The organism is Microbulbifer mixtoriginis (SeqCode) (genome assembly GCF_052466695.1).
The window spans coordinates 1,169,407-1,182,900 of record NZ_CP174285.1 but is presented as its reverse complement, the minus strand read 5'-3'; the positions used below and the strand labels follow the sequence as shown (position 1 = coordinate 1,182,900).

The following is a 13,494-nucleotide window of genomic DNA, read 5'->3' as shown; positions in this document are numbered from 1 at the left end:
GGGATTATGCAGCAGTCACGTCGCCGTTTTATTACAACTATTGCCGTTGGTTCTACAGCTATCGCTGCTAGTCCAATCTCCTCTATGGCCCGCACCTTGGTACAGGCGAGTGACCCAGTAAAGCGTAAGGGTATCCGCTGGCGCAATTGGTCTGGTTCGCAAGACTGCCTGCCCAGTGAACGTCTGGCACCAAAGACAATCGCCGAACTACAGCAACTTGTAGCTGATGCTAGAGGTACTGTTAGAGCTGTGGGGGCTGGGCACTCCTTCACGGCCTTGGTGCCCACCGATGACACCATTCTCTCGCTCGGGCGTATTAGCGGTGTGGCCGATCATAGTAGCGAATCCACCCAGGCTACGATTTACGCGGGTACACGTATAGCCGATCTTGGACAGCCGCTTGAAGATATTGGTCAAGCCTTGATTAATCAGCCGGATATTGATGAGCAAACTCTCGGCGGATGCCTGGCCACTGCCACTCATGGCACTGGGGCCGGTTTAGGTTGTATGTCCAGCTATGTAACGGGATTGGAGCTGGTTACGGCAGATGGCAGCACTCTGTGGTGCGATGCAGAGCAAAACCCAGAGACTTTCATAGCAGCCAAAGTTTCCCTGGGTAGCCTGGGGTTAGTGACCAAGGTGCGTATGCAGAACCAGTCCAGTTACAAACTCCGGCGAGAATCCTGGGTGGCTCCCATGGGGGAGGTGCTTGAGCAGGCGGAGACACTGGCGGAGTCAAATCGCAATTTCGAGTTTTACTATATTCCTTTCTCCGGAATGTGTATGGCTGATACGCACCAATTAACGGATGAAGAGATCTTTACTACCGCGCGTGAAGATACTAACGAAGCTGTAATGACCCTTAAAACTGTTCGAGACTGGCTTGGCTGGTCGCCCAAATTACGGCAATACGCCTTACAGTCTGCAATGGAGGATATTGAAAAGGAGGTGGTTGTGGAGTCCTCTTGGCGAAACTACGCCAGTGAGCGAAATGTTCGCTTCAATGAGATGGAATACCACCTTCCCAGGGAAGCCGGACTGGCCGCTTTTGAGGAGCTGCGCCGTACAATCGAAGAGAACAATCTTAATGTGTTCTTTCCTATCGAAGTGCGCTTTGTAAAGGGGGATGATATTTGGTTGAGTCCCTTCTACCAGCAGGATTCCGTATCTATTGCGGTACACCGTTACTTTGAGGAGGATTACCAGCCCCTTTTTAAGGCACTGGAACCCATTATGCGCAAGCATGGCGGCAGACCGCACTGGGGGAAACTTAATACCTTGCACCGGCAGGACCTGGCTGGTTTATACCCCCGCTGGCAGGATTTTCTTGAGGTAAGACGTGAGCTTGACCCTAAAGGAAAATTTTTAAACCCGTACCTGAAAAAACTAATTGGTTGATAGGGCCCTTATTCATCTCAGGGCTGAAGAGAGACTAGGGGAGCTAACTGTGCAGAAAACGCGGAGAAAATTTTTACTGGGCGGAGCGGCATTGGGGGTTGCGGCCGCATTTCCTTTATTAAGGCCTAAAGCTTTGGGGCAGGGGGGGCACACTAACTATTTTCAAAGTCTCTCTAAGGCTCTGGATTCCGCAGGTTTCTCTGGTCCCACGATGGTAGTGGATTTAAACAGCCTGAGAGCCAATGCGACTGTGCTTTCTGGGCATCTAAATGGGCACTTTGACTATCGAGTTGTTGCCAAATCGTTACCAGCTCTGGGGTTACTGGAGGCGGTTGCCAAACAGACTGGTACGCAGCGGTATATGGTTTTCCATCTACCTTTTTTGCAACAGTTGGCGCAGTCACAACCACAGGCAGATATTTTGCTGGGTAAGCCTCTTCCGATTGCTGCGGCCAAGAGCTTTTATAGCCGCCCAACAACCAGTGGATTTGACCCTAAAACACAACTTCAGTGGCTGATTGATAGCCCTAGGCGGCTACAACAGTATGCGGCACTAGCCGGTAGCCTTGAGCAAAGGTTACAAATCAATATCGAGTTGGATGTGGGGTTGCATCGCGGTGGAGTCAGCGATGCTCGGGACCTTACTGAAATGCTCAATATTATTAAGGCAGAACCACTGCTTACTCTGTCGGGATTTATGGGCTATGACGCCCATGCGGCTAAGATGCCGGGTATTTTAGGTGGCCCAGAGAAAGCCATTAATCGCGGTTTGGAGATTTATACTCAGAGGCTTGAGCAAGCTAAACAATTGTTGGGTGACCAGTATCCTAAAAGGTTGACGTTGAATGGCGCCGGCAGCCCGACTTACCAGCTTTATAAATCACGCTCAGATAGTACACCCTGTAATGAGCTGGCGGCAGGTTCCTGTCTTGTTAAACCTACAGATTTTGATATCCCCACCCTCAGTGATCACAAGGCGGCTGCATTTATCGCCAGCCCAGTATTGAAGAAGTTACCGCAGACTCAAATTCCTGGTTTGGAGAAACTAACGGGTACGATGCGCTGGTTAAACCCAAATCGCGAGCAGACATTCTTTATCTCTGGGGGGTATTGGAAGGCGCTGCCCGAATCTCCAGAGGGTCTTTCGATCAATCCTATTTATGGACGCTCTACAAATCAGGAAATGCTCAATGCTTCCAATCAGGTTGTCCTACAAGAGGATGACTGGGTTTTCCTGCGACCAACACAAAGTGAATCTGTATTTCTTCAGTTTGGGGATATAGCTGTGTATGACAAAGGGGAGATCGTGGAGCGCTGGCCTGTATTAAGTAACTCCTGAAAAAACATCTTTACATGGTTCTAAATAGATGACGCTGTACTGTATATAGCCGTATGTAATCACAAGTAATTATTATAATAAATTTGGAGAGTAACGTGATCTTTGAGCTGGTTTTAGTGCTAAATACTATTTGGTTTTTAATGGGTTTCAATGTTTTCTCCTTGCGGGGAAAGATTTTTGCCAAGCTGGTTGTTCCTAGAGAGCATAGGGATACCCCTGTCTTTGGAATACTGGCTGAGTCAGGTAAATTTCTAGGCGGGTTTAATTTTTCATTGGCGTTAATGAGTATTCTTTTATTGGTTAATCACGCCTCCTTTTCCGGGGATATTCAAAGATCTATATTGCTTTTTGTTTTTTCTGTTACACATGGTTCTCAGTTTATTTATAACTTGCCAGTCGCGCTAAAGAACCGAAGAGGGGGTGGACCTTGGAAAGTGAAAGGTGTGATGAAGTTTATATTTATTATGGACTTTATCATGATGATGATTAATTTAACCCTGGCGCTTTGGTATTGGTTGTAATGAGGCTGGTCGTTCGGTGTCGGCTAGTGTTGCCATTGCTGTTATGGGTGGCTTTTACGGTTTAATAGGTGATGCGATATTGAGTGGTATTTTCCATATAAATATACTGCGTTGAAGGGATGTGAAATAGGTGCTTAAGTTAACAGATGTACCTACTGAACAAGTTTCGGCAATAACAGACTTGGTATTGGCTGTATTGGCGTTGTTTATATTTCTTTATTTTATTAGGCCGGAATTCAAGTCTAGCTGGAAGAGAAATTGCTGGATTTGTTTCTTTGGGGTGATGTTTATCGTTGGCCTATTGGGTGCGGTAATTCATGGTTTTCAGATTGCCGGACCTGAAAGAATATTCATGTGGCATGTTTTATTTTTTTTCCTCGGTCTATTTCTGGTGTCGTTTACACTTGCTATTATTGGTGATCTTGCCGGTGAGCGAATATCAAGAAAGTTATTGCCTTACATATTTTTAATTGGCCTGATATTTTATTTCATTGCAGTATCTAGAATTGATGGTTTCATAGTATTTGTGGGTTATCAAGCGTTAGTGATGATTCCTGTTGTTATTGGTTATACATGGATGGGGGTTAGGGGGCGTTTACCTGGGGCTTGGTATATGGTTGTTGGCGGGTTTATTTCTCTCCTGGCTGTGGTATTGCAAGTCAGAACGGCTCTGGAGTTTACGTTTATTTGGACGTTTAACCACAATAGTCTTTATCATATGGTTCAAACAATAGGCGTATTGTTCTTTTTTGCAGGAATAAGAAAGTCACTGCAGGCATCAATATGATTTTTTACGCAATTTAATTCTTTAGGTTTTTATGAATCGAAATCCTCTACACAAAGTGCTGTGATCTATAGGGGGGCAGAGAAAAGGCGCCCACACCCCCCTAAGTATTCATGATTGAAGCTGTATTACAAGGCCCCTGGCTAGCTTTAGGTTTATAGTGTTTTAGGCTGCAAAATTTATAAAGAAGGCATTCTATGGGCGCCCGAAATACTATCTATGAATATGGGGCAGTAGCTAAGTGGCTTCATTGGATAATAGCATTCTTAATTCTAGGATCTTACGTCAGTGTCTATTACCTCCAGTGGTTTACTGAAGAGGATACCCCAGCAAACTGGATTGCCTTACAGCTGCACTTGTCTATTGGCATAACGATTGGTGCTTTTGTACTGTTGCGGATATTTTGGCGTTTGACTAATCCCACTCCGAAACTGGAACCTGGCTCCAGGCTAGAGCACTTTGCAGCGCATACAGGCCATTTTCTGTTATATGTAGTCATGATACTTGCACCATTAACCGGATATCTAGGAACTGGGGTGAATACTGAGTACTTTTTCCTGTTTGAAATCCCTCAGTTTGCTGACACTTCCCTTTTTGCCCACCTTGTTCAGAATAAAATGGGCTTGACCTTCAAACAGTTCGAGGAACCTATCGATTTCATTCATAAGGAAGTGCTGGGTGAATGGCTTATCTGGTTACTTATTTTGGGACACTTCTTGGCAGCCCTTTATCATCACTTTATAAAGAAAGACCGTACACTGATTAGGATGACTACGGGTAATCAGTGAAACAAGTACTCTTATAAAGTCATTTACCTTGCCCGTGATTTAAATGGCTCTACTATATGTTCGTTGGTCGATAACCATTAAGGCAGAGTACTCTGTTTGACCCTTGATAATGTTGCAGAGACTGGGAATGTATTTTTGAAAATCAGTTGCGCCTGCATTAAGGTTTTATTTATGACTCTAGTGAGGAAATTACTTACCTAATCGCATCCTCAAAGATATAAAAGGCTTTACTGGCGATTAAGTCCAGTATCTGAAAAGTTGCAGGGGGCTGATAATCTTGGTCTTTCATACCTATGTAAGCGCTATTGAGCTAAAAAGTTCTCCGCACCTGACAGAGTATTGAGGCTAGTATTGGCGCCAGATTTCCGTGCCGTTCCCGCAATCGATGTTTATATAAATTTTGGAGTTCCTTCTAAGGAAATCTGAATGTTTATTGTACTGAGTAATTCGCATATATAACCCCGCCAAGATTTTACCCTGGTGTATTGGCAGAATTTGATGCCAATTTGGCATAGAAATTTGGCGCTCGGTTTTCTAATCTTCTGCCTATAACAATGTACCCATCCATAGAGATGGCCTGATAGTTTGGAGTCTGAGTAATAACCGGTATGGTCGTTTACTACGGGTCCTAAGTGGTAGCTTATGTGTAGTCGTTTATCTTGGATATTGTGGTCCGGAGCTCTCTTGTTATTGGCTGGCTGTGATCCCCCCGGGGAATTCCACCCCATAGCGAGGGTGGAACCATTGGTCATACTTTCAATTGAAAGCCTCTAATCAGCTATCTGATTAAGTTACTGCATTGATCATCGGGTTGTCTTCTTCGTTGTGTTTTGGCAATGCAAGCGAAATGAAGGTTGCCAAAAACAGCAAGCACGTGGATACCAACAGGCAAGCTTGTAAACCGGCAATCTGGAAAATCCAGCCCGACAACAGAGTTCCGGTAAGGCGGCCCAGAGCGTTAGCCATGTAGTAAAACCCCACATCCATAGAAACGCCATCTTCTCTGGCATAAGCGACGATCAAATAGCTGTGCACAGAAGAGTTCACTGCAAATAACACAGCGAATACCATGAGGCCCAACAAAATGCTGAGTTGAGGGTGGAAGCCGATATAGAGTGAGAAGGCAATCAGCGCAGGTATCAGAGTTAATGCGCAGCCCCACAATAGGGCGGTTCGCCCATCAGGCAGTGCCGAAGAAAAACTTCCAGTGATCCTTGGGGCAAAGGCTTGTGCTGCGCCATAACCGATGATCCAGCAGGCTAGGAATGCACCGACTTGCCAGTGGCCCCAGTCGAATTGGCTCGCCAGGAAAACGGGCAGGGCGATTACAAACCAAACATCACGAGATGCAAATAGGAACAGTCTTGCTGCCGCAAGGATATTCACCGGGCGACTCTTAGAAAATACATCTTGAAAGCGGGCTTTCACCTTTGCTTTACCCAAGTCTTTTCGTAAAAATTTCTTACTCAATAGCAGTACTGAGGCGAGAGCGACTGCCATTGCGAATATAGCCCCACGAAATTCCAGTAGTGCCAATAGGCCTCCGCCCATAAAGAACCCAATGCCTTTCAGGGCATTCTTGGAGCCAGTCAGTAGGGCAATCCAGCGATAAAGAGTTCCTTGGGTATTGTCGTCAGGTAGTAAAAGCTTGATTGAACTTTTCGCGCTCATCTTGTTTAGGTCTTTGGCTATGCCAGATATTCCCTGAGCGGCCATAACCAAAGGCACACTGAGATAGCTAGAAGGGACCAATAACATAGCTAAAGCGCAAATCTGTAATGTCAGACCAATATTCATGGTGCGATTAAGGCCTAGCCGGGCACCAAGCCATCCGCCCACCAAATTGGTGACCACTCCAAAAAATTCATAGAAAAGAAACAGTAGGGCTATTTCGAGAGGGGTGTACCCGAGGGTATGGAAATGCAGAAGCACCAGCATGCGCAGTGCGCCATCGGTTAGAGTAAAAGACCAATAGTTACCAGTCACCAATAAATATTGGCGTACCGAGGGCGAAAGGGTGGAGAAAAACTGCATGGGTTTTGGCTCTAACTACTAGGGGCTCCTGGCCTGAAGATCAGGCCAGCCCCGCGGGTATTTATCAGTTTTTTATTGGTGGGATCTAGGACATTGGCTTATCCAATCAGGCGAGCCAGCTCTGCAGTGCGGTTGGCATAGCCCCACTCGTTGTCATACCAGGTATAAATTTTCACTTGAGTGCCATTGACCACCATGGTGGACAGTGCATCAACAATGCTGGAACGTGGGTCGGTTTTGTAATCCACAGATACCAGAGGACGTTCCTCATAACCGAGAATATTTTTCAGCTCGCCCTCTGCTGCGGCTTTCAGTAGGTTATTAACTTCATCCACAGTTGTTTCCCGTTCTACTTCGAAAACACAATCCGTCAGGGAGGCATTGGCCAGCGGGACTCGTACGGCATGGCCGTTCAGCTTGCCAGTCAACTCCGGGAAGATGGCGGTGATTGCTGTGGCTGAGCCGGTAGTAGTGGGTATCAGACTGGCTCCACAGGCCCTTGCGCGGCGCAGATCTGAATGGGGCGCATCAAGGATTGTCTGGGTATTAGTGATATCGTGGATAGTAGTGATAGAGCCATGCTTGATGCCCAGTTTTTCATGTATCACTTTTACCACCGGGGCCAAACAGTTCGTGGTGCAGGAGGCTGCAGTAACAACTTGATGCTTGGCTGGATCATAAATGTGCTGATTCACCCCCAAAACAATATTTGGTACCCCGTCTTCTTTTACGGGAGCCGAAACCAGCACACGCTTTACCCCCTGCTTTAAATAGCCCTCCAATTGCGCGCTAGTCTTCATTTTCCCAGAGGCTTCAATAACCAGGTCGCAAGCACTCCAGTCTGTGTCGGCAATGGCGAGATTATGGCTACAACTTATTTCCTGGCCAGAAACCGTAATTGTGTTGTCCTTAGCTTCTGCATAATGCTGCCAACGCCCGTGTACCGAATCAAAATTCAGTAAATGAGCAAGGGTGGAAGCATCTCCAGCGGGGTCATTGATTTGCACAAACTCCAATTCTGGCCAGTCCCAGGCTGCGCGCAGCACAAGCCGACCGATACGACCAAATCCATTGATTCCGACTTTGATAGCCATGTTGTAACTCCTGAACAATCTGAATATATGAAAAATCGCATATACCCAGGTAAATTTTTTAGCGACTTAGTGATATTACTTGCCAGCAAAATACCTACTGCCGTGACTTAGCAGCATAGGCTAGCTCTTTGGGGCCTATCTCCCATTAGGATCAAGTTGCGAAGATCTTCGGCAATAAAGTGCTGATTTGCCTGCAAAGTGTCTTGAAGGATCGATTTGGCCCAGCTGCCCAGTTCAGGGTTGATGCGGTAAAAGATCCACTGTCCCTGGCGGCGGTCCCGCAATAAATCAGCGCCGCGGAGTAGGGCTAAGTGCCGAGATATTTTGGGTTGGCTCAAGCCCATAGCAGCAGTGAGCTCGCACACGCAAAGTTCTCCCTCGTGGGCGATCAGTAGAAGCGTACGCAGGCGGGTATCGTCTGCCAGGCACTTGTAGAACTGAACTGGGTTCAAGGCTTACCCCAAATCTTGTTTATGCCGCTTTAGCGGCCTTGTTATACACCAGTACAAAAAGTTTGATGCGGGTACTCAGTTCCAACACCGTTGTGTAAAAGGGTTTGAAGCAATGCCGACTGGCAGGGTCTTCAAAATTCCATGAGATCAATTTTCCGTGCCCAGCGGCAGGCACACATTCATTGTGGCTTTTATCACATAAGGTAATGACTAAATCAAAATCCCGGTCAGCTACCTCTTGTAAACTCTTGGAATAGAGCCCTTTGATCGGGATACCAAAACGTTGGAGAGCCTTGATGGCACGAACGTCCACCGGGGTGGGGTCTGTCCCTGCACTTGAAACCTCGAAGAACTCTCCCCCATAGTTACGCAGTAAAGCCTCAGCTATTAATGAACGAGCCGAATTCCCCGAGCAGACAAACAAAATCTGCCTCTTCATAAATTGCTCCCGAACGGTAAACCGTCCGACTTAGTCCGCATTATATATGGAAAAACGAATATTCAAAGGACCAAAAAAACCGGGAGCAGATCCCGGTTATTCACTAAATGCTTAGAGCTTGAACTCTGCCCAGACCGGCGCATGGTCTGAGGGGCGCTCCATAGCGCGGATATCATAATCTACCCCTGTGGCCACACAATGTTCCATCAGAGGGCTTGTGGCCATAATCAAGTCGATCCGCAGCCCACGCTTGGGCTCGCGGTCAAAACCCTTACTGCGATAGTCAAACCAGCTAAATACATCATCTGTATCAGGATTCATCGCACGGAAAGTATCCGCCAAGCCCCAGGCCTCAATTTTCTGCAGCCATTCGCGCTCTTCTGGAAGGAAGCTGCACTTGCCGTCGCGCAGCCAGCGCTTGCGATTGGGCTCGCCGATACCGATATCTTGATCACTCGGAGAGATGTTCATGTCGCCAATAACCAGCACCGGGGCTTCGGGATCGCAGGTGGTTTGTAGATAGGTATCGAGGTCAGCGTAGTACTTTTGCTTCGCCGGGAATTTTACTGGGTGTTCACGATTCTCGCCCTGGGGAAAGTAGCCGTTGATGACGGTGAGAGGTTTACTGCCGCCAATATCGAACTTTCCCATGACCATACGGCGCTGGGCGTTATCGTCGTCGGTAGGAAAGCCATATTCGCGATCGATAAATGGTAGGCGTGAGAGCAGGGCAACACCGTAGTGTGTTTTTTGGCCAAAATAGATTAGCTCGTAACCCAGGTCGCGAATGGCATCTACAGGAAAGTCCTCATCGGTGACCTTGGTTTCCTGAAGACCAATGATATCGGGTTGATGGCTATCTACCAGAGCCTGCATTTGGTGCAGGCGAGTGCGAATACTGTTGACGTTAAAGGAAACGACTTTCATTTCTTCCCCCAAATGAAAAAGGTCGGGCAAGCCCGACCTAATTGTTTACTGTGCGCATGGGTGCGCTTGGCACACCCAAAGGGCATCACATCTTTAGAAATTGGCGACTTGCGGCGGTGCCTTGCTGGCTTTGTCAGCCAGTCCAATAAAGTCCGCCATTATATAGCCCGCTTCGTTCAAGATTGGATCTTTTTCCAATTTGATTTCCACAGGGCCACCAATGGTTGCCACTTCTTCAGACTCACTCTCTTCATAAGCCTCGAAATCCTTGTAGGGTTCAAGCCCTTTTGCTTCGCGACGGCGGTTCTCCATGGAGAGCAGGCGCTGGTTCACGTTTTCACGTTCCTGCTCTCGCATTACCTCATTAAGGGAGAGATGCTTTCTGTCGGCGCGTTCGCTCTCAAACTTGAATTGATCGCGCAGGAATATGAAGTCCGGATCTGATGCTGTGCGCTTATTGTGCTTGGTGAGCAGATTAGGAATCAGAGTCTTCAGATTAAAGTACTTGGCGTGAGGTACGGCGTGGATACGGTCCCAGGGCAGGGCGGTATCGTAAGCGCTTTCACCAACACTCTCCGCATCAATAAGTTGCGGCATGGGGATATCGGGTTTCACGCCCGCGTGCTGGGTGCTATCACCGGATACACGGTAGAACTTGGACTGGGTAATTTTTAACTGGCCTTCTTTCAGGGGCGCCATGGTTTGCACGGTGCCTTTACCAAAAGATTGATTGCCAACAACCAAGCCGCGGTTGTAGTCCTGGATGGCGCCGGCGAAAATCTCGGAAGCTGATGCCGAGAGGCGGTTAATCAATACCATCAGCGGGCCGCGATACATTGCGCGAGAGCGAGAGCGGTTGTGCCGTGAAATCTGCTCATTAGCGTGGCGGATTTGTACTACTGGTCCCTGATCGATAAACAGGTCGGTCAACATGGTGGCTTCCTGTAGGGAGCCGCCGCCATTGTTGCGTAGATCCAGAATGATACCGTCTACCTTTTCCTCTTTCAGTTCGCTGAGCAATCTAGCCACATCGCGGGTAGTACTCTTGTAATTGGGGTCGCGGCGACGGTAGGCGTCAAAGTCTATATAGAAGGTCGGCAAATTGATTACACCGATCTTGTAGCTCTTCTTACCATCTGAAAATTCGAATACGGCCTTCTTGGCAGCCTGATCTTCAAGCTTCACTTTACTGCGCTTGATCAGGATGGTCTTGTGCGTGCCGTCGCCGCCGGTGGGAATAGTTTCCAGGCGCACGAAGGTGCCGGCCTTACCGCGGATTAGATCCACCACGTCATCCAGCCGCCAGCCGACGACATCGACCATTTCACCATCCTTATCCTGGCCAACCCCTACAATCTTGTCGTTAGGCTTGATCTTACCGGTGCGGTCAGCAGGACCACCTGCTACCAATCGGGCAACCTTGGTGTATTCCTCATCCCCTTGCAGCACGGCACCGATGCCCTCCAGAGACAACGACATGCTCATGTTGAAGTTTTCCAGGGAGCGTGGGGACAGATAGTTACTGTGGGGATCATAAAGGCGAGTCAACGAGTTCATATAGAGCTCGAATACGTCATTGCTGTTTTGCTGCTCAAGGCGCTTCTTTTGACCTTTATAGCGGCGTTCCAGCAAATCGCGAATATCCTCATCCTCTTTACCTGTGAGCCTCAGGTTTAAGACGCTGCTCTTCAGGCGCTTACGCCAAAGATCATCGGCATCACTGATGGAGGTAGGCCACTGACTCTCCTCACGGTCGAGTTCGAGGGATTCATCGCGATCGAAATCGAAAGCGGGCAAGCCTTTTTCGAGCTGGGATAGGATATTGTCCAACCGATCGCCCATACGCAGGCGGAAACGGTTATAAATCTCAAAGCCTGCTTTGACATCGCCAGCGCGTAGCTGGTCATCCAGCTTGGTTTGCCATTCGCGGAACTCATTGATGTCTGAGGCGAGGAAGTAGCTTTTGGTGGGATCTAGAGCATCAATGTACTCGTCCCAAAGGTCTTCCGACATTTCGTCTCCGACCTTGATTTTGTTGTAGTGCAGCATTTCTAGCTTGCCGACAATCTCCCTGGCAGTACTGCCCTGGTCCTTTTCAGGTGCCAGAGGCTCGGTCTCTGCCAGAGCGGTTGTGGAAAGCAGGCCAATGACCAAGAAGCCGGAAAATAGAGCGGCGATCCGATTGGTAAGCATAGGGAGTCTCTTTATACGTCCTACTTCATAGGCGACCAGCCTTTATGGCTTAGCGACCTATAGCTTAGGACAAGTATAAAGGCTGAAAGCTCCGAAGGGCATGAAATACCTCCAATCAGAGATGGATCTTTTCCACATTAGGCACATTTAGCAAAATAGAGTTTCCTACTATCCATTATTTAGGGCATTTGGTCTCAAATGGAGGCGGTTGGCACGGCTCGGTTTTGATGATTTTTACGCCGGAAGAGCATTTTTGACCAGCTAGTCGAGCATAGAGTGATTGAGTGCCGGGAAAATGGATACCGCTAAAAAGAAAAGGAATTGAGTTGATACGCCCGCTGTTTTAAGAGCCCCTAAACAGTTCCGGGATGTCTCTAGCGTTCTGAGTGGTTCGGGTGAAAGTGCGGCTTCGCAAGGATATCTAGCCCTCAGAATGAAATCGCAACACAGAGTGAACTGCTCTAAAAGACTTACCGGAAGGGCCCCTAAGGCCGAATTTTCTTTTACGGCGAGCTGTGCCAAGCAGCGGCAATCCTCAAGTCCCGCAGAGTCATTCTGAATTAGTTCAGAGGCCTTTTAAATGCATACTGCTTCAACGTGGCTTAACGGTCACGTCCGAGGGCTCAATTAATGGGATTGGTTACCGATTATTTATATCTAAGACATATGTATTGATATTGAAGGTAAGCATCTAGGCGAGAGTTAATTGCGGTTCAGGTCAACCTTTTCTGCTTAATACTGCTCATTATTCCCGGTAAAAATGTTGCACTGAATCGATCTACTGGCTCCCTAGTGCTGTTCCATGGAGTTGTAGGATGAAGGTTGAATTTGCAACGTCGCGTTCACAAGAAATCTATGAGATGGCTGACCTAGCGGTAATAGGTATAAGTCCTTTCAACAGCTACTTTTCCGAGGGGCAGATTGCTCGGCTTGCAAAGTGGGCGCAAAGTCACTTTAAGCGAGTCATGTTTTTTATTCCCGATAATGCTGCTGAATATACACAGATCGCACTTGGCTATGAGGAAGAGAAGGCGAGAAAAAGAGCTCGACGACAGTGCCACTATCTGCATAACAAGGTCTATCGCGCTTCGGGCTCGTGTGCTGTAGACAGTGAATTGGTTGACTCCGAGTGGTTGAAACAGTCTGAGCTCTATTCTCGCTGGCTCTATCAGTTTGAGCAGGAGTTTCACTTGAATGATGGTTTCCGCGAGGGTTGCTTGGAGGCTAGTAGATGGGTGCTGGAGCACCATCTTGCAGAAGAAGAAGTTACTGTCGAGATGGTTTCAATAGCAGTGAGATATCTTTTGGCGGAGTTGCCGGTGATTTTGCATTCTGCAGATATCGTGGGTACAGATTCCTCATGTTTCTGCTATCACAGCTGTCCCAGATATTTAGATGACCTTTTTCACGAGAGTGGCCAAGAGGCTGCGGGAGAGAGAAATGGTTATGTGATTGTGAGAAATGAAGGTGAGTAATAGAAGACGCTATGGCCTGCAAATGTGGTGTGAAAGGACACAGTTAATCT

12 protein-coding genes are annotated in these 13,494 nt (G+C 47.7%); 6 read left to right on the top strand and 6 right to left on the bottom strand.

What is annotated here, in order from left to right:
• Window positions 1–6 precede the first annotated feature (6 nt).
• The 5 genes from ACJJI0_RS05115 to ACJJI0_RS05095 all read left to right on the top strand — a co-directional run bounded on the left by ACJJI0_RS05115 (window position 7) and on the right by ACJJI0_RS05095 (window position 4,830).
• A complete protein-coding gene (locus ACJJI0_RS05115; protein WP_444884964.1) occupies window positions 7–1,398 on the top strand; it encodes an FAD-linked oxidoreductase, L-gulonolactone oxidase family in 1,392 nt (463 codons plus the stop codon).
• A gap of 49 nt (window positions 1,399–1,447) precedes the next feature.
• Window positions 1,448–2,737 (top strand): DSD1 family PLP-dependent enzyme, encoded by a 1,290-nt coding sequence (locus ACJJI0_RS05110; protein WP_444884963.1) that lies wholly within the window; start codon window positions 1,448–1,450, stop codon window positions 2,735–2,737.
• Between the two features lie 95 nt (window positions 2,738–2,832).
• Window positions 2,833–3,258, top strand: a complete 426-nt coding sequence (locus ACJJI0_RS05105; RefSeq protein WP_444884962.1) for a hypothetical protein — start codon at window positions 2,833–2,835, stop codon at window positions 3,256–3,258.
• Between the two features lie 130 nt (window positions 3,259–3,388).
• Window positions 3,389–4,045: a DUF6962 family protein gene (locus ACJJI0_RS05100; RefSeq protein WP_444884961.1), complete on the top strand. Its 657-nt coding sequence runs from the start codon at window positions 3,389–3,391 to the stop codon at window positions 4,043–4,045.
• Window positions 4,046–4,239: 194 nt separating this feature from the next.
• Window positions 4,240–4,830: a cytochrome b gene (locus ACJJI0_RS05095; protein WP_252085862.1), complete on the top strand. Its 591-nt coding sequence runs from the start codon at window positions 4,240–4,242 to the stop codon at window positions 4,828–4,830.
• Between the two features lie 786 nt (window positions 4,831–5,616).
• On the opposite strand, the gene arsJ is transcribed toward ACJJI0_RS05095, so the two are convergent.
• The 6 genes from arsJ to ACJJI0_RS05065 form a co-directional block, all read right to left on the bottom strand.
• On the bottom strand, window positions 5,617–6,864 hold the full coding sequence (arsJ, locus tag ACJJI0_RS05090) for an organoarsenical effux MFS transporter ArsJ (protein ID WP_444884960.1): 1,248 nt from the start codon (window positions 6,862–6,864) through the stop codon (window positions 5,617–5,619).
• A 98-nt stretch (window positions 6,865–6,962) separates the two neighbouring features.
• Entirely contained in the window at window positions 6,963–7,958 is a 996-nt protein-coding gene (locus ACJJI0_RS05085) for an ArsJ-associated glyceraldehyde-3-phosphate dehydrogenase (RefSeq protein WP_444884959.1), read from the bottom strand.
• Window positions 7,959–8,065: 107 nt separating this feature from the next.
• Window positions 8,066–8,410, bottom strand: coding sequence for a metalloregulator ArsR/SmtB family transcription factor (locus tag ACJJI0_RS05080; RefSeq protein ID WP_252085865.1), 345 nt, complete (start codon window positions 8,408–8,410; stop codon window positions 8,066–8,068).
• A gap of 19 nt (window positions 8,411–8,429) precedes the next feature.
• Window positions 8,430–8,849, bottom strand: a complete 420-nt coding sequence (locus ACJJI0_RS05075) for an arsenate reductase ArsC (protein ID WP_444884958.1) — start codon at window positions 8,847–8,849, stop codon at window positions 8,430–8,432.
• A 111-nt stretch (window positions 8,850–8,960) separates the two neighbouring features.
• Window positions 8,961–9,776, bottom strand: a complete 816-nt coding sequence (gene xthA / locus ACJJI0_RS05070; protein ID WP_252085867.1) for an exodeoxyribonuclease III — start codon at window positions 9,774–9,776, stop codon at window positions 8,961–8,963.
• A gap of 93 nt (window positions 9,777–9,869) precedes the next feature.
• Window positions 9,870–11,969 (bottom strand): carboxy terminal-processing peptidase, encoded by a 2,100-nt coding sequence (locus ACJJI0_RS05065; RefSeq protein WP_252085868.1) that lies wholly within the window; start codon window positions 11,967–11,969, stop codon window positions 9,870–9,872.
• 815 nt (window positions 11,970–12,784) lie between these two features.
• On the opposite strand from ACJJI0_RS05065, the gene ACJJI0_RS05060 reads away from it, so the two are divergent.
• Window positions 12,785–13,444: a tRNA-dependent cyclodipeptide synthase gene (locus ACJJI0_RS05060; RefSeq protein ID WP_444884957.1), complete on the top strand. Its 660-nt coding sequence runs from the start codon at window positions 12,785–12,787 to the stop codon at window positions 13,442–13,444.
• The last annotated feature ends 50 nt before the right edge of the window (window positions 13,445–13,494 follow it).